27 protein-coding genes are annotated in these 23,553 nt (G+C 44.5%); 17 read left to right on the top strand and 10 right to left on the bottom strand.

Annotated elements, in window-relative coordinates; translation table 11 throughout:
• The first annotated feature begins 59 nt into the window (after positions 1–59).
• The 8 genes from ACHKAR_RS18260 to ACHKAR_RS18295 all read left to right on the top strand — a co-directional run bounded on the left by ACHKAR_RS18260 (position 60) and on the right by ACHKAR_RS18295 (position 7,471).
• Entirely contained in the window at positions 60–1,241 is a 1,182-nt protein-coding gene (locus ACHKAR_RS18260) for a glycosyltransferase family 4 protein (RefSeq protein ID WP_395418863.1), read from the top strand.
• Positions 1,242–1,470: 229 nt separating this feature from the next.
• Entirely contained in the window at positions 1,471–2,667 is a 1,197-nt protein-coding gene (locus ACHKAR_RS18265) for an aminotransferase class I/II-fold pyridoxal phosphate-dependent enzyme (protein WP_159581030.1), read from the top strand.
• Positions 2,668–2,673: 6 nt separating this feature from the next.
• On the top strand, positions 2,674–3,630 hold the full coding sequence (locus tag ACHKAR_RS18270) for an NAD-dependent epimerase/dehydratase family protein (protein WP_395418864.1): 957 nt from the start codon (positions 2,674–2,676) through the stop codon (positions 3,628–3,630).
• A gap of 4 nt (positions 3,631–3,634) precedes the next feature.
• Positions 3,635–4,759 (top strand): hypothetical protein, encoded by a 1,125-nt coding sequence (locus ACHKAR_RS18275; RefSeq protein WP_395418865.1) that lies wholly within the window; start codon positions 3,635–3,637, stop codon positions 4,757–4,759.
• Positions 4,760–4,872: 113 nt separating this feature from the next.
• The gene (locus ACHKAR_RS18280) at positions 4,873–6,147 is read left to right on the top strand and encodes a beta-ketoacyl-[acyl-carrier-protein] synthase family protein (RefSeq protein WP_395418866.1); all 1,275 of its coding nucleotides are present in this window, start codon (positions 4,873–4,875) and stop codon (positions 6,145–6,147) included.
• A gap of 5 nt (positions 6,148–6,152) precedes the next feature.
• Positions 6,153–6,404: an acyl carrier protein gene (locus ACHKAR_RS18285; RefSeq protein ID WP_159581042.1), complete on the top strand. Its 252-nt coding sequence runs from the start codon at positions 6,153–6,155 to the stop codon at positions 6,402–6,404.
• Between the two features lie 84 nt (positions 6,405–6,488).
• Positions 6,489–6,950 carry a hypothetical protein gene (locus ACHKAR_RS18290; RefSeq protein ID WP_395418867.1) on the top strand — a complete coding sequence of 154 codons (462 nt, stop codon included), beginning with the start codon at positions 6,489–6,491 and terminating at the stop codon, positions 6,948–6,950.
• Positions 6,950–7,471 carry a 4'-phosphopantetheinyl transferase family protein gene (locus tag ACHKAR_RS18295; RefSeq protein WP_395418868.1) on the top strand — a complete coding sequence of 174 codons (522 nt, stop codon included), beginning with the start codon at positions 6,950–6,952 and terminating at the stop codon, positions 7,469–7,471. The genes ACHKAR_RS18290 and ACHKAR_RS18295 overlap by 1 nt, the downstream gene beginning before the upstream one ends.
• Here the strand turns inward: ACHKAR_RS18295 and ACHKAR_RS18300 are convergent.
• Complete coding sequence (locus tag ACHKAR_RS18300; RefSeq protein ID WP_395418869.1) at positions 7,465–7,902, bottom strand: DUF2214 family protein; 438 nt, start codon at positions 7,900–7,902, stop codon at positions 7,465–7,467. The two genes, ACHKAR_RS18295 and ACHKAR_RS18300, sit on opposite strands and share 7 nt — an antisense overlap.
• Entirely contained in the window at positions 7,902–8,486 is a 585-nt protein-coding gene (locus ACHKAR_RS18305) for a methyltransferase domain-containing protein (protein WP_395418870.1), read from the bottom strand. Before ACHKAR_RS18305 ends, ACHKAR_RS18300 begins: the two co-directional genes overlap by 1 nt.
• 104 nt (positions 8,487–8,590) lie before the next feature.
• On the opposite strand from ACHKAR_RS18305, the gene ACHKAR_RS18310 reads away from it, so the two are divergent.
• From ACHKAR_RS18310 to ACHKAR_RS18330, 5 genes are all read left to right on the top strand, one after another.
• Positions 8,591–9,208: a hypothetical protein gene (locus ACHKAR_RS18310; protein ID WP_395418871.1), complete on the top strand. Its 618-nt coding sequence runs from the start codon at positions 8,591–8,593 to the stop codon at positions 9,206–9,208.
• A gap of 21 nt (positions 9,209–9,229) precedes the next feature.
• Positions 9,230–10,573: a glutamine synthetase family protein gene (locus ACHKAR_RS18315; protein ID WP_395418872.1), complete on the top strand. Its 1,344-nt coding sequence runs from the start codon at positions 9,230–9,232 to the stop codon at positions 10,571–10,573.
• 3 nt (positions 10,574–10,576) lie between these two features.
• Entirely contained in the window at positions 10,577–11,623 is a 1,047-nt protein-coding gene (locus ACHKAR_RS18320) for an aminoglycoside phosphotransferase/kinase family protein (RefSeq protein WP_159581062.1), read from the top strand.
• 3 nt (positions 11,624–11,626) lie between these two features.
• Positions 11,627–12,478 carry an HAD-IIA family hydrolase gene (locus ACHKAR_RS18325; protein ID WP_159581065.1) on the top strand — a complete coding sequence of 284 codons (852 nt, stop codon included), beginning with the start codon at positions 11,627–11,629 and terminating at the stop codon, positions 12,476–12,478.
• A 90-nt stretch (positions 12,479–12,568) separates the two neighbouring features.
• A complete protein-coding gene (locus tag ACHKAR_RS18330; RefSeq protein WP_395418873.1) occupies positions 12,569–13,141 on the top strand; it encodes a c-type cytochrome in 573 nt (190 codons plus the stop codon).
• A gap of 60 nt (positions 13,142–13,201) precedes the next feature.
• Here ACHKAR_RS18330 and tpx read toward each other — a convergent pair whose 3' ends face one another.
• Entirely contained in the window at positions 13,202–13,699 is a 498-nt protein-coding gene (tpx, locus tag ACHKAR_RS18335; protein ID WP_395418874.1) for a thiol peroxidase, read from the bottom strand.
• Positions 13,700–13,791: 92 nt separating this feature from the next.
• On the opposite strand from tpx, the gene dinB reads away from it, so the two are divergent.
• Positions 13,792–14,934 (top strand): DNA polymerase IV, encoded by a 1,143-nt coding sequence (gene dinB / locus ACHKAR_RS18340; RefSeq protein ID WP_395418875.1) that lies wholly within the window; start codon positions 13,792–13,794, stop codon positions 14,932–14,934.
• On the opposite strand, the gene ACHKAR_RS18345 is transcribed toward dinB, so the two are convergent.
• Positions 14,913–15,647 carry a cytidylate kinase-like family protein gene (locus tag ACHKAR_RS18345; protein ID WP_395418876.1) on the bottom strand — a complete coding sequence of 245 codons (735 nt, stop codon included), beginning with the start codon at positions 15,645–15,647 and terminating at the stop codon, positions 14,913–14,915. The genes dinB and ACHKAR_RS18345 overlap by 22 nt on opposite strands.
• A 138-nt stretch (positions 15,648–15,785) precedes the next feature.
• Between ACHKAR_RS18345 and ACHKAR_RS18350 the strand changes: the two genes are divergently transcribed.
• The 3 genes from ACHKAR_RS18350 (at position 15,786) to ACHKAR_RS18360 (ending at position 18,028) form a co-directional block, all read left to right on the top strand.
• On the top strand, positions 15,786–16,376 hold the full coding sequence (locus ACHKAR_RS18350; RefSeq protein WP_395418877.1) for a TetR/AcrR family transcriptional regulator: 591 nt from the start codon (positions 15,786–15,788) through the stop codon (positions 16,374–16,376).
• Between the two features lie 35 nt (positions 16,377–16,411).
• Complete coding sequence (locus ACHKAR_RS18355) at positions 16,412–17,350, top strand: alpha/beta fold hydrolase (protein WP_159581080.1); 939 nt, start codon at positions 16,412–16,414, stop codon at positions 17,348–17,350.
• A 237-nt stretch (positions 17,351–17,587) separates the two neighbouring features.
• Complete coding sequence (locus ACHKAR_RS18360; RefSeq protein ID WP_395418878.1) at positions 17,588–18,028, top strand: hypothetical protein; 441 nt, start codon at positions 17,588–17,590, stop codon at positions 18,026–18,028.
• Between the two features lie 116 nt (positions 18,029–18,144).
• Here ACHKAR_RS18360 and ACHKAR_RS18365 read toward each other — a convergent pair whose 3' ends face one another.
• The 6 genes from ACHKAR_RS18365 to ACHKAR_RS18390 form a co-directional block, all read right to left on the bottom strand.
• Entirely contained in the window at positions 18,145–18,696 is a 552-nt protein-coding gene (locus ACHKAR_RS18365; protein WP_395418879.1) for a hypothetical protein, read from the bottom strand.
• Between the two features lie 273 nt (positions 18,697–18,969).
• Positions 18,970–19,383, bottom strand: coding sequence for a hypothetical protein (locus tag ACHKAR_RS18370; RefSeq protein ID WP_395418880.1), 414 nt, complete (start codon positions 19,381–19,383; stop codon positions 18,970–18,972).
• Positions 19,384–19,564: 181 nt separating this feature from the next.
• Positions 19,565–19,942 carry a hypothetical protein gene (locus tag ACHKAR_RS18375; RefSeq protein ID WP_395418881.1) on the bottom strand — a complete coding sequence of 126 codons (378 nt, stop codon included), beginning with the start codon at positions 19,940–19,942 and terminating at the stop codon, positions 19,565–19,567.
• Positions 19,943–20,493: 551 nt separating this feature from the next.
• Positions 20,494–21,267 (bottom strand): hypothetical protein, encoded by a 774-nt coding sequence (locus ACHKAR_RS18380; RefSeq protein WP_395418882.1) that lies wholly within the window; start codon positions 21,265–21,267, stop codon positions 20,494–20,496.
• A 195-nt stretch (positions 21,268–21,462) separates the two neighbouring features.
• Positions 21,463–22,227, bottom strand: a complete 765-nt coding sequence (map, locus tag ACHKAR_RS18385) for a type I methionyl aminopeptidase (RefSeq protein WP_395418883.1) — start codon at positions 22,225–22,227, stop codon at positions 21,463–21,465.
• A 198-nt stretch (positions 22,228–22,425) separates the two neighbouring features.
• The gene (locus ACHKAR_RS18390; RefSeq protein WP_395418884.1) at positions 22,426–23,526 is read right to left on the bottom strand and encodes an SIR2 family protein; all 1,101 of its coding nucleotides are present in this window, start codon (positions 23,524–23,526) and stop codon (positions 22,426–22,428) included.
• Positions 23,527–23,553: the final 27 nt, after the last annotated feature.

Consider the following 23,553-nt stretch of genomic DNA (forward strand, 5'->3'; position numbering starts at 1 on the left):
AGTAGCACTTCTTCCCTCGCCTCAATTTGTAAAATAAAAAAGCTTCTTTTGTATCTGAAATGGAGATTTTAGTTATTTCACACAAGTATCCGCCATCTATTGGTGGCATGCAAACCCATTGCTTCAAACTTGTTGAGGAGCTTGAAAAAAATCATACCATCCATCCAGTCATCTGGAAAAGTAACTACCCACGAGGCCTCTTTTTCCTAACGGTGATATTTAGGGTTTTGATCAGACTCAAAAGGAATCCTCAGATCAAGTGTATCTATGTCAATGATGGGCTCATGGCCCTCATCTGCACCCCGCTGCTTTTTCTTACCAGCGTGCCCATGTATGTAACCATTCATGGACTGGACGTTACCTTCCCATCCAAATTTTATCAAGGATGGATTCGGAAATACCTCAACCAGTATCACAAAATAATAACCGTCTCCGGCCCCACTACTGACTTGTGTCTCAAGAAGGGTGTAAAGCCTGAAAAACTGACTTTGATAGAAAACGCAGTAGACATCAATTTTCAGGAGGAGCCCGAAAACCCAAACTTCAGGAGCGAGTTTGGGCATGAAATCGGGGCAAACCTGGAGGGTAAATTCCTCATCTGCTCTCTGGGCAGGGCCATCCCACGCAAGGGGTTTAATTGGTTCACACGAAATGTCTATCCCAGCCTTCCAGAGAATGCTGTCTATCTGGTGATCGCCAGGAAATTCCCTCAGGAGAAATTATTTAGGTGGATCCAACGGCTCATCCCCGGCAGATTATTTGAAAAAATCCGGCTGCTGGTAGGCGCGGAAATAGACGATACTGCCGTCAATGACAGCATCAGAGAAATGAAACTTGAGGGCCGGGTGTTTTACCTTTCTCAGTTTACACACTCGCGAGCTAAAATCTTCGAAATCATCAAACATTGTGACCTTTTCGTGATGCCTAACATTGAAATCCCCGGTGATTATGAAGGTTTTGGACTGGTCGCTTTGGAAGCTGCTTCTCAAGGCACCCTTACCCTGGCCGCCAATGTAGACGGGATACCTTCTGCAGTAAAAGATGGGATCAATGGATACCTGATAGAGGGCGGAAATGCCTCAGAGTGGTCACTAAAAATCCGTTATTTCATGGATCATCCTGAGGAATTAAAGGCGAGCGCTCAGGAGTTTAAAACAAATACAATGACAAAAGGAAGAAGCTGGGACACCATGGCACGGCGGTATGCAGAAGTCTTTTCTGAAACGCCAGGGCCCAATTGATCGGATACTTTTCATCTGCTTCAATCATTTCCAAAAGAGTAATCATTGCCACCTAATCCGCTCAATTTCCCAACAAACAATCGTATTCATTGAAAATCACTGAAGTATTAAATGCAAATACTCTCAATTTGTGAACACAATTAACCATTTGGCCGTTGAACATTTTCAATCATTTCTGGGTACTTTTACCGATTAGTTACAAACCCAGAATTTCTGAAGATAGATTTTAATGAGTAGCATCCTAAAAAACAGATATCAGTCCTATCAGGAACCACAGAAAGTAAAAGCCCTAAACCTCTATCCTTTTTTCAGAAACATTCAGTCGGGACAGGATGCAGAAGTGATGGTGGAAGGCAAAAAAGTCCTGATGTTTGGCTCTAACAGCTATTTGGGACTCACCACACATCCAAAGATCAAAGAGGCAGCGATTGCCGCCATCAAAAAATACGGTTCCAGCCTTTCAGGCTCCAGATATATGAATGGTACCAGCGATATGCACACCGAGCTGGAAGGTCGCCTGGCCAAGTTTCTCAACAAAGAAGCGGTAGCACTTTATAGCACCGGATTTCAGGTGAACATCGGGGTACTACCAACCATTGCCGGCAAAAACGACTACCTGTTTCTGGACAGACTTAATCATGCATCCATTTTCGAAGGTGCTAAGCTCTCTCCGGCTCAATCGGTGATTTTCAGGCACAACAACATGGAGTCTTTGGAGCAGAAGCTGAGCAAAGTGCCAATAGACGCTTTCAAGTTTATCGTAGTGGACGGCATCTTCAGCATGGAGGGCAACATCGTGAAGCTTCCTGAAATCGTGAAGTTGGCCAAAAAATATAACGCTGCAGTGATGACTGACTGTGCACATGCCATTGGCGTGATCGGTGAAAATGGTGCCGGTACTTCCAACCACTTTGGTCTGACAGACGATGTAGACATTATTGGTGGTACACTGAGTAAGTCTTTTGCCGCATTGGGTGGATTCTGCGCCTCCGATGCAGACACCATCAACTACCTGAAGCATCACTCCAAGTCGATGATTTTTGCAGCTAGCATCACCCCTCCATCCATTGCCTCGGCATTAGCCGCTCTGGACATCATGGAGACTGATGACTCTCACAGATTAAAGCTTTGGGACAATACCCACTACACCCTGAAGGTCATGAAAGAGCTGGGCTTTGATACCGGTGCTTCAGAGACTCCTATTGTACCTATTTTCGTAAGGGATGACCTGAAAGCCTACAAACTCACTCGAATGCTTTTTGATAGAGGTGTTTTCGTCAATCCTGTAGTATCTCCGGGAGTATCTCCTGAAGATTCACTGATTAGGTTCTCTATCATGTCCACTCATACACATGAGCAAATAGATCGTGCTGCTGAGATCTTGTTTCAGGCTGCCAAAGAGGTGGATCTATTCCAAACAGCTTAATCAAGAATGAAAGTTCTCATTACCGGTGCTAATGGTTTTCTCGGAAGCCATCTGGTAGAGAAGGCTTTGAAAAAGGGTTTCGAAACGAGTATTCTCATTCGCCCGGGCGCAAACCTGAGCAACCTGGAGCACTTACATGGATACCATGTTGTAGAGGTTAGTTATGATTCAGTCGACAGCATTGCAGCCGCTTTCAAAGACCTTCCAGCTCAGGATCTGATCATTCACAATGCCGGTCTCATCCAATCATATACCCTCGATAGGTATGTAAAAGTGAACGTGGACCTTACCAGAAGATTGATAGACGCCATCCGGCAATGTGATATTTTGAAACCCTCAGGCAGGCTGGCCTATATCTCCTCCCTGGCCGCCAAAGGGCCTGTGGGTAATGGTGGGCCTGCATCCAACTATGGTCGCAGTAAGCTCATGGCTGAGGAAGTGGTTAAGAATTCCGGGATAAAATATATGATCTACAGGCCCACCGGCATCTACGGTGCCCGGGATGTTCAGTTTGTTCCGCTCATCAAAGCGGTGAAACTGGGGCTCTATCCGTCCATGACGCCTAAAGCCCATAAAATGACCCTCATCAACGCAAGTGATGTGGCCGAAAACGTACTCGAGTGCTCATTGAAACATGAAAATCAAACAGTACATCTGGAAGACGGACATGTTTATCAGCACGAAGACCTGAAACAGGCGCTCGAAAAACTATTGCATAAAAGGTGCATCAACCTGCGGGTGGGACGCCCGGTAGTGAAGGCGCTACTGTCCATATCGGACGTAATAGATCGCAACCTAAACCGCACGCCTACCCTATCAAGAGAACATTATTCCGAAATTTCACAAGACTGGGATTACGACTTTTCAAAAGAGCGAAATGAAATCCCGTTGACCATCCAGTATTCACTGGAGGATGGATTCAAAAGCGCCATTGATTATTACCTGGAAAAAGATTTAATTTAACGCCATGCCCATAGAGATACAGGAAATCACCAGTAAAAAAGGACTCAAAGACTTTGTGAGATTTCAGTGGAAACTTTACAAAGGAGTGGCGCCATACGTGCCCCCGGTGATGGATTTTGAACTTAGTGCCTTATCCAAGGAAAAAAACCCTGCTTTCGAGCATTCTGAGGGGCGTTTTTGGTTGGCTTACAAAGATGGGGAAGCCGTTGGTCGTGTGGCCGGGATCATCCATGGTGCAGAAGCCGAAAAAGAAAAGAAAATCAGGTTTGGGTGGATTGATTTCATAGATGACTATGATGTTTCCAAAGCGCTGATAGACACCGTTCAGGAATGGGGAAAAAGTGAGGATTTAGAGGTCATTCATGGCCCGCTGGGATTCACCGACCTGGATTTTGAAGGCACGCTCATCAGCGGTTTCAATCAAATGGCTACACAGGCCACATTATACAACTATCCTTATTATCAGGACCACTTCGAAAACATGGGTTTCGAAAAAGCGGTAGACTGGACAGAAACCCGGATCAAAGTACCTCCGGGCATAGGGGGAGACCTCAACAGAGCCGCAGACCTCATTGGACGCAGGTATGGGATGCAAATCAAAAAATTCAAATCAGGAAAAGAAATACTCAAATATGCTGATCAGGTTTTTGAACTCCTGAATGAGTCCTACAGTCACCTGTATGGATACTATCCCCTATCGGAAAAGCAGATCAAGTATTTTATAGATCAGTACTTCGGGTTTGTAGTGAAAGATATGGTGGCCTTGGTCAATGATAAAGAAGACCAGGTGATCGGCTTTGCCGTTACTTTTCCATCACTCTCCAAAGCCTTCAAAAAAGCCAAGGGCTCCCTTTACCCTTTTGGATTCCTGCATGTCCTCAAAGCCTTCTATTTTAACGATACGGTTGATTTTTTCCTTGTAGCTGCCAAAAAGGAGTATCAAAACAAGGGCCTTCATGCCCTGCTGTGGAGCTCACTCTACGAGGCCTTTGTGAAGCACAAAATCAAATATGTTTTTAGTGGGCAGATGCTTGAAGACAACAAAAATGTGAACAATCTCCTGACTAAATATGAATCTGCCAAAGACGAAGAAATCCGGCGGAGATGTTTCACCAAAACCATCGTTTAAAGGGTTTGAGCAAACACCCCTTTCACTCTGCACAAACTGTTATAAATTTGCACCTTTATTTTAGTGGGGTACGGGTTCTTTCTTGCCTTATATCTTAAACACAGGTTTTTATTTTGAAGAATAGAGTAGTGATAACAGGGATGGGCGTAGTAGCACCAAATGCCCTGAACGTAGACGAGTTTAGAAAGGCCCTGCAAGAGGGAAAATCCGGTATTAAGCGATACGAAAACCTGGGTGAAATCAACTTCAAGTGTCAATTGGGAGGGAAACCTCCAGTGACTCAGGAATATAAAGATGAACACCTCCCCCATTTCGTAGCTCAAAAAGTAAAAAACAATGCGGTCATTTATGCCTGTCTTTCCGGACTGGAGGCCTGGAACGACGCAGGCCTGGAGATCAAACCTGGCGGATATGATCGCAAAACAGGTATGCTGGTAGGCTCTGGAGCGCTTGGCCTGGATAGTTTCATCGAACACAAGATCTATCCGATAGACCAGGGAAATCACCGTAAGTTAGGATCAAGATCGGTACCGGAGTCCATGAGTAGTGGTGCCGGGGCATACCTCAACAGCATATTAGGACTAAGGGGACGAATTTTCTCCAACAGCTCGGCCTGTATCACCGGGAGTGAAGCAGTGCTGCAAGGCTTCGAAATGATCCAGTCTGGCAAAATGGAACGCATGCTTTGTGCCAGCTCTGAAGGAGACGGCCGGTACATCTGGGGCGGATTTGATGCTATGCGGGTGCTTTGTAGTGACTCCAACGAAGCACCGGAAAAAGGCTCTCGGCCTATGAGTGCCACCAGTTCAGGCTTTATACCCAGTGGCGGTTCCGGAGCGCTTGTACTCGAGACGTTGGAAGCGGCACAAGCGCGGGGAGCGAAAATCTATGCCGAAATTCTGGGTGGAGAAGTTAACTCTGGCGGGCAGACCGATGGTGGTTCCATGACCGCTCAAAACCCGCAAGCGGTGGTAGATTGTATCACTACAGCACTGGAACGCTCTGGCGTGGCTCCTGAAGAAATCGACCTGATCGCAGGACACCTCACCTCTACCAAGGGAGACCCCTATGAGGTGATTAACTGGAGCACAGCCCTGAATTTACCAAAAGACGATTTCCCTTACATCAATACACCCAAGTCTATGATTGGGCATTGTGTAGCCGGGGCAGGCTCCATCGAACTGGTAGCCAGCGCACTACAACTGGCAGAAGGATTCATTCATCCCAACCTGAATGTTGAAGAAATTCACCCGGAGATCGAAAAACTCGTTCCTCTGGAAAAAATACCATCAAAGCTGATCAAAAAGGACATAAAAACCGTTATCAAGGCAAACTTCGGTTTTGGAGATCTTAATTGCGTTTTGGTACTACGAAAAATGAATAACTAATTTATATGGATAGAGAAGCAATCAAGAAGGATCTATTAGCGATAATAGACCCTTACATAGACGAAAAGGAACTGACTACCGAAATCTCGGAAAGCTCAGACCTGATTAACGACCTCATGATCAACTCGGCCCATCTGGTGGATATCGTTCTGGATATTGAAGAAAAATTCGACATCATGATCGAGGATGACTTCATCGGAAAGATGGATACTGTGGGTGATGCCCTCGATATCATTTCTGAAAAGATCGCCGGCTAGCCGACCCTCATTGAATCAACATCAAAGGCCACATGACCAACCGATTGGTCATGTTGGCATTTATTTTGATGAAGAACCCATATTATGCACACTGTAATCAAATCACTTCTTTTTATTCTTATCCCAATCATGCTCACAGGTTGTTTCTCTAAAAGCAGCGGGGAGTTTCCCACTGCGGAGGAAGAAAAACGCACCATCGATGCCAGTGAAATCGAGGGAAACTGGGTTAAGTTTTACAAAATTGACAATCAGGTTAAAGTCTTTTTGAACAACCAGTTAGTTTTTGACAGTGGAGTAGGCGCTGAGAAAAAGGATGAAGACATTTCCTTTGGCTTTACTGATGAACTAAGAAAAGGCAAGAATAAACTCCGAATCGAACTCTATAATGACCCACCCTACGAAGGCTTTATGGGCTTTGACAAACATTGGGAAATTTTCTACGAACTCTTCAAAGAAGACGTCCCCATAGACTATATCCATGAGCAGGCGGATGACGGCAAAACGGGTATGGTGTGGTCAATGGAACACGACATACTGGTAGAATAATGATGGTCGGTATTGACCTGGTAGACCTTTCGGATCCACTGCTCAAGCCAAGGGACCACCGAGCATTGCGCCTCATCTCCCACCCTGACGATCACGTTCCCGATCACCCGCACAGCTTCTGGCTGCTGTGGACCGCCAAAGAAGCAGTATTCAAAGCACAAAGGCAGATCATCCCTTTTGAACCCAAAAAAATAGCAGTTTCTATTTCACCGCATGATAATGCGCTCTCCTTTCAATCAGAAACACTCAGGGGAAATATCTTTCAGAATCAATCAATTATTTACGCCATTGTGCACAGCGAAAACCAGCCCTGCTACCATCAAATCTTAAAAAGAAATACTCAATCGCCCTCTGAGGAAGTGCGGGCGATGGCCATTCAGTTCATCAAACTACACCACCAGCTACAAGTGGCTGTTCGTACTGACGAAAAAAATCTTCCTGTACTCAGTCATCAGCAGCTACCCATCAGCTTTACGCACCATCATGACTACCTGGGTTTTATCCTGCCAAAGCCTCAATAAACCCCAATTCCATTTGCCATAAGCACGGCCAACGCAGGAATTACCACCAGCAGAGCCACCTCCACACGAACCATCAGACGAATGAGTCCGGGGATACTCACTACCTCCTCCGGATCTCCTTTCCTCATCTTCAAAAAGAACACTGTGGGCCATATTGACAGCAGCCCTACGGTGCTGAATAAGCCAACCTTAGTCAGGAAAATCCAGTTTTGTGTATAGAAGCCGGCTGGCTTGCCCACCCCAAACCACAGCAACAATCCAGCCGCTACAGCCACCAGTGCCCCTATGCCATAAACACCATCTACCTTTGACAGAAAAAACAACTCCGCCCTGGTCATCCTGGGCTTCACCAAAATAGCCTCAGCAAACAGGCTGCCCACCACGGCAAAAACCCCGATGAAGTGAACATATTTTATCAGTATGTAATCCATTACTTTTTAGTCATTTTAATAAAAACCTCACGGCCCGCCCTGGGCTGGATAGAATTATAAGCAGTTTCCAATACATTGATTTCAAGACACTCAGAAAAAAGTTCGATGTACTCTGCCTCCGATCCTCCAAAAGGAGGTTCATTTTCACCCATTGGATGATTCCATAGAACCCCCACGAGCTTCCCTCCTGATCTTAGTATGTCACTTGTTTTCTTCACATATGCAGTCCGCAGCACAGGATCAATTGCACAAAAAAAGGTCTGCTCGATGATCAGATCGTACTTGCCCTCATGTGCCCAAAAATCCCCCTGATGAATGTGGCTCTTTGGAAAGAGAGGATTTCTAAGCTGAAATTGACGCAATGCAGACTCGGAGATATCCAGTACGTGTACATCACTAAAGCCCAGCTCAAACAAATAAGCAGCTTCATGAGCATTTCCCGCACCCGGAATCAACACGCTCACAGACTTGTCGGTCAGCTGATCAAAATATTCACGAAGTGGAGTGGTAATGGCACCCGCATCCCAGCCCGTAAGCCCATTCTGATAGCGGGTTTCCCAGTATTGCTGATCAAGTTGTTGCATAATTTTCACCAATTAACAGTCTAAAACGATTTCATCCCTTGTAAGTTTGAAGTATGTTACAATCTGTTACAGCGTTTGTGACATTACATCAAAATAACAACAATTTGAAAGCACCCGGACACATCCTTTTTCTGATTGGTACATTTGGCGTTTTATTTGGTGTGGGCACACTCATAGAGCACACCCAGCCTGCCGGGCTAACGGATGAAGCCCTTGAACCCGACATTTTGCTGTCCAATTCCAGAACCTATTTTGAGGAAGATGCTCACGGCAGAAGTGTTATGCATCTTTATAATGCTATAGAGGCCATCAAAAAAATAGAACAGGACCTGGAGCCCGAAAGCAAGGAAAAAGTGGATCGGGCCGTTGTTCAACTCGAACAGATCCTACAAGACATGAGCGGGGAGATTTTTGATGTTAAAAAACTCAATGAAGCCTCTGTAAAAGCCTTGAATGCCCTCACGTATGCGGAGTTGAAAATTTCGGAGCACTTTGTAGAGTCTCATGAGCTAGGCAAAGCCAAGCTGGCCCTCAAATATGGAATGCTCCATGTAAAGCATGCACTGGTATTTGCCGAAGGGGCTAAAAAAGAATACGAAATCAGCATTTACACCGAAATGGATTCGCTCATTGAAAGTGACGAATTGAGCGATAAAGAAATTATTCAGAAGCTGGAACGCATGATTGAAGATTTGGATAACTTAGGCTTACAGCTTGACTGACACACCTGTTAACGCATTCCTATGAACCAAAAGGAAATACTCGAACGCATTCATCAAAGTGAAGACAATAGGGTCAAAATTGCCATTACAGACATAGATGGAGTGCTCAGAGGTAAAATCATCAGAAAAGAAAAACTCCTGAGTACTCTGGAGCAAGGTGCGGGATTCTGTGATGTGGTCTTCGGTTGGGACATGATGGATGCTGCCTACAACAATGCTGAGGTCACCGGGTGGCATACAGGCTATCCCGACGCTACTTTCCATCTGGACCCGGAAACGTTCAGAAACATTCCCTGGGATGAGCAGATCCCATTTTTTCTGGGCGATTTCAGCATCACCAATCATCCGGCCTGCCCCAGGTCATTGCTTAGAAAAGTCATTCAAAAAGCGGAAAAAGATGGCTATAGTACCGGGTTTTCCCAGGAGTTTGAGTGGTTCAACTTTCAGGAAACCTCCGATACCCTGGCCGCTAAAAATGGGCAATCACCTACCCCACTTACCACGGGCATGTTTGGTTACTCAATCCTACGAGCTTCACAGCAGAGTCCATATTTCAATGACCTGTTCACACTATTAGATGATTTCAAAGTGCCCCTGGAAGGTCTGCATACAGAGACCGGACCCGGAGTATACGAAGCAGCCATTGAGTACTCAGGTGCATTGGAGGCCGCAGACCGGGCGGTACTTTTCAAGTCCGGCGTTAAAGAAATTGCCGCCCGACACCAGATCATGGCCAGTTTTATGGCCAAATGGAACCATGACCTCCCGGGCTGCAGTGGGCATATTCACCAAAGCCTTTGGAAAAACGGGAAGAATATTTTTCATGATGCCAAAGGAGCGCATCAAATCTCCTCCACCATGGAAAGCTACATGGCAGGTCAGCTCCTGGCCCTGCCATACATCCTGCCCATGTACGCACCCACCATCAATAGCTACAAGCGGCTGGTGGAAGGCGCCTGGGCACCCACTACACTCACATGGGGGCTGGACAACCGTACCACTGCCCTCAGGGTGATCAACCCTTCGGAAAAGGCCACCAGAGTAGAACTCAGGGTCCCCGGCGCAGATGCCAACCCCTACCTGGCTATGGCCGCTGCCCTGGCGTCCGGATTGTATGGCATTAAAAACAAACTCAAACTTACCACTCCACCCACAACGGGAAATGGCTATCAGGATCTATCCAACGGCCGGCTCCCAGCAGACCTGAAGGAAGCTACCCAGGCCATGAAATCCTCCGACCTTGCAATAGAACTGTTCGGAGCTCCTTTTGTCGACCACTTTACGAAAACCCGGGAGTGGGAATGCCGTCAGTTTGCCGCAAAGGTGACCGACTGGGAATTAAAAAGATATTTCGAAATCATCTGACACATGTATCAAAACATTGACTTTATCAAAATCATCGAGGATGCCTGGTATGAATACGACAGCTCCCGAAAAATAAAAACCATAGAAGACATCAGTGCTAAGGTGTCTACCAATCATGTCTATCGGGTGCGTTTCGAGGATGAAGACATCATCATAGCGAAGCTTTCCTATTTCGGACGCTTTGATCATTTTGTGGAAGACCACACCATCATCAATGCATTGGCCAACAACCTGCACGCGCCCTTCGAAAACTTCCTGGCCAAGTCACTTACCAAATACGGACAGCTCTATGTCTACCGTCACAAGGACAGCTTGCTGGATGCCTGGGTGGTCTTTTACAATCCCATCCAAATCGATCAAAAGCCGGAAAGAAAGCAATCTGATAGCCAAATCATCATCCTGGGGGAGGAACTGGCGAAGTTTCACAAAGCCTGCAACAAGGTAAAAAACACGCTGCCCCCTACCTTCAAACAAACAGAAAACGACATTGATCATTTGCTGGAAATACTGGAAACAGATCATGGCAAGTTTGAACATCGCGGGCATGTAGACTCTATCAAAAAACAGTGTGCACTGTTTCTGGAAAACTGTGATAAAATAGGCGTTTCGGAAATGCCTTCCATTCCGGTCTTTGTAGACTGGAACATTGGTAATTTTTCCATCAATAAAGACTATCGGTTCTTCAGCCGCTGGGATTACGACTGGTTTAGGATGAGTACGCGGGTAATGGACTTTTACTTTTTCAGTAGGGTCTGCTCCACCATCGGCGACCGCACCATTTTCAGCTATTTGGTGGATCCATTAATGGAAGACCGATTCATTACTTTTCTGAAGGCCTACCACAAGGTGTATCCGCTGACCGCACAGGAAATTAAAATCATTAAGGAAACGTACCGGTTCTTTATCCTCAACTACGTCATCAAAGATGGTCGGTACTTCTTTCATGAACTCTATGCCAGCCGACTTCAGTTTGAAGCCCACGAGACATACTTCCCTACCCTGGATAAATCATTCAACGAAGAAAAACTACTCAAAGCCCTAGACCTGTAAAAGATGGACATCACACCTTTCAAATCAATAGCTGGTAACTACAAAACCATATTTTTCGACGCTTTCGGAGTACTAAAAAATCACCGTGGACTCATACCGGGAATTGAAAACACCTTTCGCTTTCTGGAAGAAAACGGAATCGACTATTTCATCATCACCAACGACGCCTCCAGAGGTCCGCGGGAGTTAGCTCAGGACTATCAGGAGCGCGGGCTCAAATCCATCACCAAAAACAAAATAGTCTCCTCCGGCATGCTGGCACGGGAGTACCTGCAGTACAAAGTCAAATCAGGAACCGTGGCCTATCTGGGCACGGCGAGATCTGCCCATTACATAGAAACCCTGGGCCTCCAAACCATATCCATTGCAGACCTCAACCTGGAGAATGCCGAAGACATTAGCGCCCTGGTTTTTTTGGATGATGAAGGATTTGACTGGGCCAATGACATCAATAAGACCATCAATCTTTTGCGTGCCGTCAATATTCCAACGATCGTTTGTAATACGGATAAATCTTATCCTGTTTCCAGGTCTGAAGTGGCCATTGCCATCGGCGGACTGGCCAATATGGTGGAAGATATCGTGGGTAAGCGCTTCATCCGATTTGGAAAACCAGATGCCCAGATGTTTATATTCGCCTATGAGCATTCCATTGCTGAGGGGGGAATAGCCGACAAGGACAAAATCCTGATGGTGGGAGACACCCTCTCCACAGACATCATCGGTGGAAACAAATTTGGCCTTGATACGGTGCTGGTGCTCACCGGAAACACCCTGGCCAAACATGCAGAAATGAGAATCAACTCTCGGGGGATCATTCCCACCTATGTTTGTGAATCTGCGGTAATCGAATAAGGATCGTGGTTGCTTAAATTCATCATTTGGCTTGCAACCCTTTTCAGTCATCATGGGTCAATGTTTTTTTTCGATAATAACATTTGACAAATGAAAAAGACTATTTTTTTAGTAGCACTCATCACGGTGATTGGGTGCTCCACTCCACAGGAAACCACACCGATACCTGCGGAACCCACCACTGCCGAATTATTGGAACATGGTAAGCTACTGGTCACAGTAGGAGGATGTAGAGATTGCCATTCCCCTAAAATTTTCAATGAAACCGGAATGCACTTTGATGAATCCAGAGCATTCTCCGGGCACCCAGAGGGCTCCTCTCTTCCCGAAATTGACAAGCGTGCCCTTAGTCCTGGCTACTGGGTACTTTTCAGTGGTGACCTGACAGCTGCTGTCGGGCCATGGGGTATGACTTTTGCCCGAAACCTCACCCCCCACGAGACAGGCATCAAAGGTTGGAGTAAGGAAGTGTTCATCAAAGCCATGAGAACAGGTCAGCACATGGGTATCGAAAAAGGTCGTCCCATTATGCCTCCCATGCCCTGGGAAAACCAAAAAGAGCTCTCAGATCAGGATCTCACAGCTATTTTCACCTACCTGCAGTCACTCAAACCCATAGACAACTATGTTCCCGAGCCCATACCTGCCAGCGAACTACTCTGATGTGATAAAAAAAGGGAGGCCATCAAAATGATGGCCTCCCTTTTTGCTTAAATCAATTTTTTAAAGTGCTTTCAAAGCAGACTCGTAATCCGGTTCGTCTACAATCTCACCAACCAACTGCGTGTAAGCCACCTTACCTTCTTCATCCACTACCACCACAGAGCGTGCTACCAGTCCTTTCAGTGGGCCATCTACCATACCCACACCATAAGCCTTCTCAAAGCTACTATCCCTAAATGCAGACAGACTCACTACATTCTTGATTCCTTCAACTCCACAAAACCTATTGTGAGCAAATGGCAAATCTTTTGAGATACAAAGCACCACTGTATTATCGAGATCTGATGCCTTTTGATTAAACTGACGAACAGACGTGGCGCAAGTACCCGTATCAATGCTTGGGAATATGTTTAAAATGACCCTGGTTCCCTTATAATCTGAAAGTGAAACTTCGGATAAGTCGGACTTTACCAAAGTGAAATTCGGAGCTTCTACTCCTTGAGCGGGAAGTGTTCCCACGGTATTGACAGGATTGCCTTTTAATGTTACTTGAGACATAATTGAGTGATTGTTTTAGCTAAGATAACCATTGACCCAAAAGACTGTTTTCGATCTTTCATTTTTTATGTGAAAAAATACAATGAGTTATATTGGTCAAAAACGAATCACAATACATCGTATACCGTAAAGGCTATCACACCCTAATTGCTTTGGAGAATCACCCGATCAGAAAAATCATACACATAGACATGGATGCCTTCTTTGCCTCCGTGGAGCAGCATGATCATCCCGAGCTGAAGGGCAAACCAATCGCCGTGGGAGGCAACAAAGAACGTGGGGTAGTGGCAGCTGCCAGTTATGAAGCCAGAAAATACGGGGTTAAATCAGCCATGCCCTCGGCCATTGCCGCCCGTCAATGCCCGCACCTCATTTTTGTAAAACCAAGGTTCGAAAGGTATCAGGAGATCTCTCTTCAGATTAGAAATGTTTTTCAGGAATACACTGACCTGATAGAACCCCTCAGTCTGGACGAAGCCTACCTGGACGTGACTGAAAACAAGCCTGGTCTTACTTCTGCGACGGTTATTGCCAGAGAAATCAAAGCTAAGATCAAAGAGCGAACCGGACTTACCGCCTCAGCTGGGATTTCCTATTGCAAGTTTTTAGCCAAGACTGCCTCTGATGTCAATAAGCCGGATGGTCTGTTCGTCATCCTTCCTGAAGAAGCAGACGAGTACCTCAGGAAAATGCCCATTCATCGATTTTTTGGGATCGGAAAAGCCACCGCAGAAAAAATGAAAACCGCCGGAATATTCACAGGAGGCGACCTTCGCAAAAAGTCCCTGGCTGACCTGACTCTACGATATGGGAAATCGGGAGCCTACTATTACAACATCTCCAGGGGAATTGATCAGCGCCCCGTAAAACCTGACCGGGAACGAAAATCTGTCAGCGCAGAACATACCTTTGAGCACAACCTGATGCGGATAGCAGAGGTAAAAGCTGAGTTGGACCAAATCGCTGCTGTGACCTTCGAACGGTATTCTAAACACGGCACCCATGGCCGCACGGTCACCATCAAAGTGAAGTACGGCGACTTTAAGCAAATCACAAGAAGTATTTCGCTGGAAGAAAACGTCACTGACTTAGAGCAACTCTCACGGGCGGTGCATCAGCTGACAGATCAGAGTCTGATCAGAGAAGAAGGCATCCGGCTCCTGGGTGTAGGCATCAGCAACTTCCAGAAAATGACAGAGGAAGACTCTCCTATTCAGCTCACTTTGAATTTTTGACTCTTGCCTTCCAATGGCTGGGATGGGATCATCCCCCGGTGCTTCATCACCTGCAAAATAACATCAAGGGTTTCCTTGTCAGACATTTTCTCAACGTTGATCACCAGATCGAACATGTGTTCATTATAAGTACGCCCGGTCAAATGCTCCATCCAACGCACCCTGTTCTCATCCATGTGCTGTACCAGATCATAGGCCGCTTCATCGCCTATGCCCAGCTTGCCGGCAATGACCCGGGCTCTCCATTTGAGGGGTGCTTCCAACCGAATACGCAACACATTATCCATTCCCTCAGTGACCATGCTTCCTCCCCGCCCTACCAATATCACATTTCCCCGCTTGGCGTAGTTGATAATCACCTCTTTGACCTTCGACATGATCTCACGATCAGACACTTCATAGTGATGTGCAAACCCTGCCAGCAAGCCGTTGATACCGTCTGTGGAGTGCGCCAGTATTCGCTGATCAACATCATGGGGGTTAATCCCCAGCTCAAAGGCACACTCATCTATAACCTCCTTACTGATATACTTCCATGGGTGTTTCTTGAGGGCACCGGGCCCAAGCTCATTGATGCGATGAATCAACAACCTCACCAGCCTATTGGCTTCACAACCATAGGCCCTTGAGACTGTGAGCACTGGCCCATCTCTAAGTAAAGATCGGTGCATCTGATCTCGCTCTTCCAGGTACTTGCGCAAATCTATTTTCATAGCAGTGGGGGTTATACTGAAAATGAATTAGGGGTCAAGCTAGTTCCCATATCACATAAAAAATATGACTCAGGTCATCTCAGATGAAGACTTTTATCCAGATTTTGAAATTAATATACCGATCGGTATATTTGCATCATGAGAAATCCGGAAACCACCAAAAATCTGATTGTGAGCAAGGCCATATCCATCTTTAATCAAAAAGGATACAGAGCCACCTCACTCTCAGACATCACCAAAGCCACCGGGATGACCAAAGGTGCTATCTATGGCAATTTTGAAAACAAAGATGCCGTGGCGGTAGCTTCCTTTGAATATGCCATCGGGCGGGTACTCGACGATCTAAGGGTGCACATCAAGGCCGCACCTACTGCACCGGAGAAGTTAAAAGCCATCCTGAATTATTATTCCAAATACATCGAAAACCCGCCTATAGCAGGCGGATGCCCTGTTATCAACACTTCTGTGGAAGCCGATGATGACCACCCGATGCTCAGAACCCGGGCCGTTGGCACCATTGCCATGATCAAGGGGTCGCTTCAGCAAATCATCACCCGCGGCCTTCAGGAGGGTCAGATCCGCGAGGGAGTGGACGCTCATCTTTATGCGAGTATGTTTTACTCCACCATTTCCGGAGCCATCCTTATCTCCCGGGTGGAGGGCAACAAGCAGTCCTTCGAACTCATCCGCCAGGGACTGGAAATGCAAATCAACGCCATCAGCAAATAGACTTTAACATATAAATACCAATCGGTATATTTAAAATGAAAACACAGACCACATACATAGACGCTGGTATCCAGGACACCAGCAGACCTGCAGAACGCCCCCCAAAGACCAACTGGAAAATGGAAGTGGTAAAGAAAGGACTCTTTACCCTCCAGCACATAGCCCCTGAAAAGACCTCCGAAATCATCTGGCATTACTTTTCCAAGCCAGGTAAGGTGAAATTCACCAGTGCTCAGCAGGAGCTGGTAGAGAATACCACCGCCAGAAAGGTCAATTACGGAAAGCATAAGGTCGTCACTTATCAGTGGGGCGACACGGGTCCGAAAGTACTGCTATGCCATGGATGGCGCTCCAAGGCAGCCGATTTCAGGCGAATGATAGAATCCCTGGTACAGGCAGGCTATGTGGTAGAAGGCATCGACATGACGGCCCATGGTCAATCGGAGGGTACGCACACGGCCCTACCTGAATTTCGCGATATCCTCAAAGATCATTACCTGGCCAATGGACCTTATGAGGCGCTCATCGGTCATTCCCTGGGTGGGCTGGCAGCTGGTATTCTATCCTCAGAGATTTCCCCTGCGCTGCAACCCAAACAGCTTTTCGTGCTTTCCTCTCCGCCGTTTGTGAGGTACTTCTTCCACGATACCATCAGGGAGCTAGGGTATAAGGACAGTGTGTATGAGGAGATGTGTAAACTGGTGGAAAAAAACTACGCACAGCCCGTGGAGTATTTTGACCTGCGGGACAAAGCTGAGAAACTGCAAAACATCAACGTTCACCTCATCTACGACCACCAGGACCATATTGTCCCCTACCAGCGGGGTGAAGAACTCAGGGAGGCCTTCCCCAACGCTCATTTTGTGCAAACCAAAGGATTGGGACATTACAAGATCATTGCCTTTCCTGAAGTGATCAGCTACATCCGGGGACAGCTGGATGCGCAGCGCGAACAAAAAAAAGCGAGCCTTTAAAAAAAGGACTCGCTATTCAGGCGATGAAGGGGAGCATTCCTGCCTGGTGGCAGAAACCATAAATTGAAAGTAAGTGATCTCAGATAGAAATAAAAATTTCATTAGACCAAATCATACTTCCGGCAGACGAAGAAGGTCTCGGTGCGTATTAAAAGTTTTAATCAGAACTTTAAGGCACTCAAAAAGTCAACCTATCTTTGGCATTCACATACTTTCAACTATTTAATATCTCTCTCAATGAATACCTATACAGCCTTTCTTCATATTCACTCAGCCGTTAGATGGATCGCATTGGCACTGGCCATCTTTGTGATTGTAAAATCTTTAATGGGACTTGGTGGAAAAAGTGCATTTGGAAAGACGGACAATATTTTTGCAGCGTCCTTTGTGGGCACCATGCACCTTCAACTTCTATTGGGCCTGGTTCTCTATTTTTTCCTGAGCCCTATTACCGAGAGTGCCCTGAGCAACTTTGGTGGAGCTATGAAAAATGCAGAGTTGAGGTTTTGGGCTGTTGAGCACGCAAGCATGATGGTGCTGGCAGTGGTGGTGGCACAGATTGGCAGAAGCAAATCAAAAAAAGCTGCGGATGCTGCTAAAAAATTCAAGCTTCAGGCCATTTTCTTTGGAGCTGCGCTCCTCCTGATGCTGGCAGGCATCCCGTGGAACAGATTTTAAGAAATCTTAACTGAATAAAGAACCGGGCGTGCTCTACGCCCGGTAAGCTTCCCTAAAATCAGATTTGTTTAGATTTTGGAGGGGTTGGGCAAGCTGAACTGCAAGGTTTACACGCTTTACTCTTTGAATACAGGCTTCATCCAACTCCGTTGTTCCCCGTTCTCGTTTTCATAATACTCCCGTTCTTCTTCTGGTGCTGGAGTTAGTTTGTTCATAAGCCATATTGGAAGGATGCATGACGGAATTACTAGAGCGAGAAAGAAACCAATCCGTATCCAGCCTTCAGTTGTTGCTTCGTTCATTAAAACTGCTGCGATGATTCCAATTACCCCTAAAGCCGACATTATTGTTACCCAGTAATAAAACCTTGTTGCTTTTCTAGCAACAGCAATTATGAGCAGACCATACCACAATGCTGTTCCGAATGATGGATTGACCAGTAACAAGATACTGGCAGTTAGAATAAGCAATCCTAATAATACATGATTCCAGATTCCGTACTTCTTAAGTGCTAAGGCTGAAGGTAGTCTTCGGATAACATTAGCCGTTGCAGCTCTGTTTTGAAATTCTTCTGCTAATTGTTCGTAGGCTTCTTGTTTCGGGATACCTGTTTTCAGAATTTCTTTGGCTCGTTTCCGAATTTGTTTCTTATCTAATTCTACCGACATATCGATTAAGTAATGGCATGTAACACCTATGTATGGCAATGTGTGTGCCCCACTGGCTCAAAGAAGCAAAATAGTGAAATCTGCCGAGGCTCACAACGGTTCCAAATGGCACTGCGCTCCGAAAGTTAAAAAACTCCTGCGAGCAGAAAATGGTAGAAAACACTGCCGTATATCAGCGGCAGATTCACGGTCGAGTTGCAATGAAACCGGCCGGAAAACTCTCTCGATAGCCATCGGGAGGCATATGCCCGATCAGCGTCTGTTATAGGTCTTCTAATTCGTTCTATAAGTTCGTTCGAACCAGTCGTTGATTTCACTAACAAAATCTCCCTTTTCAACGAGTTCCGTTAGGTAAGCAGTCAAGAAGTCAGCAAAAAAGTCAAAACTCGAGTAGTTGAAGTTTCCATTTATATCAAGGTTCCGTTTCCAGATTGGGGTGTTTGAGTTGAAAAAGCGTTCCGTGAAATTGTCTAGTCGAATACTTTCGCTATCAGTTTCCCTCTTAATCCATACTTCAGGAGGATCATATCTTTGATATACTATTTGAATCACAATACCATTTTTGTCTTCAAATATGAATTTATGATTGTCTTCAGCAGTTAGCTCAAATCCAAGGTTCTCAAGCGGAACCTTGCTATTGTTGGCTAAGGGTAAAAAATGTGTGTCTGAGTTAGTAATTCTGTCCATGATCTCAGGAGCCGATGACCTATAACGCTCAGCTATGATGAGTGGGGATTAGAAAGCACTAACCTCTCGTCTCGTACATAGCCACGCCTACGCGGCCCGGCCTTGATTTAAATTTAAAACTTGTGGCGGACTTTCCAATCCCACAAAAATATCCTAACCATCAAACCCCATTCATTCATTGCTAATGTTGTACCTCGTTTAAATTTGATTTTTGCTCGGCCACTTCAAATACTCGATTGATCTCCACGTGATTCTGTATGGTAAAAGATATGAAATCAATCGCCATTAATAGCCTCTGCTTGTCATCAGTTAAATCAATTTGTGAATAAAACTGATGAGTTAAGTTTAAATTCACATCTCCTGCGGCTGATATATTTTGAAGGTATTTATTGATGTTAGGATTGATAATCTCTGATGCAAATTGTCTGTATGTGGATTCCATCTCTATGGTTCTAGGCCAAAAGTAAAGTCTAATTTTTTCGTTACCTGATACTCTCAAGATTTTGAAAAGTTTTACGAAGGTTGCCTCAGGAATAGAATTCAATATTTCAATTACCATTTTGGGTGAAATCAGAAACTCTCAGCAACTTCCTTCTTCAACCGCCTGATTTATCGTTAACATCACTCTGTGTTGATATTCAGTAATTGTGGCCTTATCCAGTTTATTTGTTCCGACCATTATGCTATCAAATGTATTTAGAACAACTGCCAAATCTTCTATTTCGTTAAAGGTGAAATGCTTCTTAACAACTGAGTCTTTACGAAGAGTTTGCCGATTTACTGAACATGATGACAAGCAAAATATTAGAATGAGTTGACTAATTTGTTTCAATTTTACCATGTGTCAGTCAATGAGGTACAGCGCCAAGCTAGCAGGAGTGCGCCCCGAGCCTGGCAAGTTCCGATAAAACTAATGAATCTGCCGGTGCTTCCAAAGTTTGTAGAAAGCACTGCGTTCAGAAGGATCAAAACTCCTGCGAGCCGAAATAGGTAGAAAGAACTGGAATATCTCAGCGGCAGCTATCACGGTCTAGGTGCACTGAAATCGGCCAGAAAGCACTCCCCATAGCCATCGGGAGGCGCATTCGTGCTAGCGACTGTTGACTACCGTTACGCTTCAATTATCCATAGTAAAGGAGTGAAAAATGCTATCATGATGATTAACATTAATATAAGAAATGCTATTGTGGCAAGTTTGGATGATCGAATTTCTTCAGACTTCAATTGGTTACTGGATTCCCAGATTGAGGTGATAAAAAACAAAACATATCCGATAACCATAAGCCACCATGCGGTCTTTTTGATACTGATAGGGAGTTTATCAATAATTCTTGGCTCAATGGCTATTTCGGTATTCTTGAGTTCTGAAAGAATGACTTTGCCGTTAATAATATCACGTTCATCAATTGTTATGCCGTCAATATTGGAAAGATCATCATTACCGATGTAGGCACTAAGTTCCAAAAACTCGTTATTCTTCCACTGCTTGAATGAAAGTCCGAAGTTCAGGGAGTCAACCCTAAGAAGCTGTATCGGAAAATTTTTGTTGCTAATTTCAACACCGAAAATTTGATTTGATTCATTAAACTTTAATGGTAATGGATCAATAATTATTCCAACATTTTCTTTACCAATTATTGTTTTTCCACCGACGTTTCTGATTTCTATTTTGATCTTCCAAAGATTAGTTACTGATTCACCGTTAAATGAATACTGTACTTGAAGATTGTTGTCAGTAGGAATTCGAGTTAATTCTTCTTTGTTAAGAGTTGTCAGTTCTAGAACCGCCTCAGCTTCAAAAATGAATTGATAATATACAAAAAAGCCCAGGGCTACTATTGAAGCAAGGCTTCCGATAAATTCAACTTTGAATAGTTTTCTCATGCAGTTCAGTAATGGTGGTCAACAACCGACTAACAACCACCAACGGCTATTAGTCGCCTGTAACGCTACCAAATGTAGCAGATTTCCAATCTCAAACAAACCATTGTTAGCTATACAGGTAGGCACCTATCAGGGATCAGGCAGACGGACTGCCCTAACCGCGGATATGTTACATTAACTGTGTCAGCCAGTTATTTAATCCCAAATTCCATTCGATTCTGTTAAAACGACTGGATGGTTATCAGTTACAAGTATTGTTTGTTCGTGTTGGGTTACATATCCACCTTTGTTCCCCACTAAAGTCCAGCCATCATTTAATTCTACAGCAACAGTAGATTTTGTCGAAATAAAGGTTTCTATCGCGACGGTAGTATTTTTTCTAAACCTTTCTCGATTGGTTCTCACTCTATAATTTAAAATGTTTTCCGGCTCTTCGTGTAAACTTCTACCAACCCCATGACCAGCTAGATTTTTAATTACTTTAAAGCCTGACTTTTTAGCTTCTGTTTCTATCAAATATCCAATTTCAGAGATTTTTACTCCGCCCTTAATATGGCCTATTGCCTTGCGTAAAATGTTTTTAGAAGCATCTACAAGAGGTTGGTGATGGTGAATGTCTTTTCCAAGTATAAAAGAACCTCCATTATCAGACCAAAAACCATTGAGTTCTGCCGAAACATCAATATTAATTAAATCTCCTTCTTGCAGTATTTTTTTCTCGGATGGTATTCCGTGAGCCGCTTCCTCATTTACACTTATACAAGAGTAACCAGGGAATCCATAAGTTTCGTATGGTGCAGATTTAGCGCCATAGCTCTTTAAAATTTCTCCTCCATATTCATCAAGCTCTTTAGTTGACATGCCGACTTTAGCGTATTCTCTCATCAGTTTTAGTGTAGTTCCAACCACCTCACTAATTTTCAGCATTCCTATTAATTCAGATTCTTTTGTTATGGACATTTCATTTTGCTTTAATTGGCTGCAACGCTCTGGCTATGATGAGTGGGGATTAGTCCCGATAGCTATCGGGAGCTCTAACCTCTCGTCTCGCACATAGCCACGCTTTATTTTAAATTTAAAACTTGCCGGCGAATCTTCCAATCCCCACGAAAATATCCTGACCGATGAAACCCCATTCATTCATAGCATATGTTGTGGTTAGTTTTTTACGTAATCTTTCAGGGTTTTAAAACCAGTTATTTCGGCTCCTTTGAAAATATTATTATATCTTCTTGTAACGTATGTGTTTCTTTTCCCAAATTCTGGATTCACAACTGTTACTTTAAGAGGGTGTCTGTTTTCGATAAAATTTAATTGTCTGAAAAGCCACTCGGTATAATAATCTGTTGGCGGAAATGAATACCCGATAAAAATAAGTTCTGTTACATCTATTAACTTTTCTCGTGCTATCATCCATTGATTTTTAAGAAAGGAATTTTTGTGAATCATTTTGTTACTCACTGGAGGCACAATTAAAGGCTTTAGGCGTTTACCTCCACATGTTGGGCAATTCCATGTTTCTCTGAGTTTTAAGAGTTTATACTTTCTTGGTTGAAACGGAGCGGCTATTTTGTTGAAACTGTGGCATTCCTTGTTTTCGCACATCATCCAATTAAATGATCCATGAAGTTTGAGTAATATTCCTCTGCTTCTGTATTCAGTTGGATTTATTGATTCTTCACGAAGCAATTTTGCGTAGTTCCTTAGTTGTGCTAATTCACCTCTTTTCATTCGTGCAGCTTCCTGTAAGGTGAATTCTGCAATTGTATCCCAGTTGTAAGAAATGATGGAATCAGATTTATCTAGTTGCCAAAAGACTTGCAGCAGATATTCGCAATGTTGATCCTCGCAGATCATTGGCATAAAGGGGTTGAGGAAGCTCAATAGATATTCTTGAGCTTTATTAAACATTTTTTGCTCGTTGGAACCTTTGGGGTGCATGTTTGAACCAACCTCAAAAAACGTCATCACTTCTTCAATATTTACTCCTTTCCATTCATTTGGGTCAAATCCATCATTATTAATGTTCCAAGATCTTACAATTAAGTCATGCAAACCCTCATAAGTCAAGCCGAGGAAGTTTAGAGAATTGAGATACTTATTCTCGGGATTATTAACCTTAAACAGGTCAAAAAAAAAGTTTTCAGCGGATGGCATAGTGTCCCTGAATTGATCATGAGAGGATCTGATTGGGAACCTCTTTGATCCGATGGACGCACCTGCCCCTAGTATAACTATTTTTCGATCCTTTTTCGCCATTCTCTAATTAAGCACAACGACTATCAT

The sequence above is a fragment of the Marinoscillum luteum genome (assembly GCF_044005705.1).
Lineage (GTDB): Bacteria > Bacteroidota > Bacteroidia > Cytophagales > Cyclobacteriaceae > Marinoscillum > Marinoscillum luteum.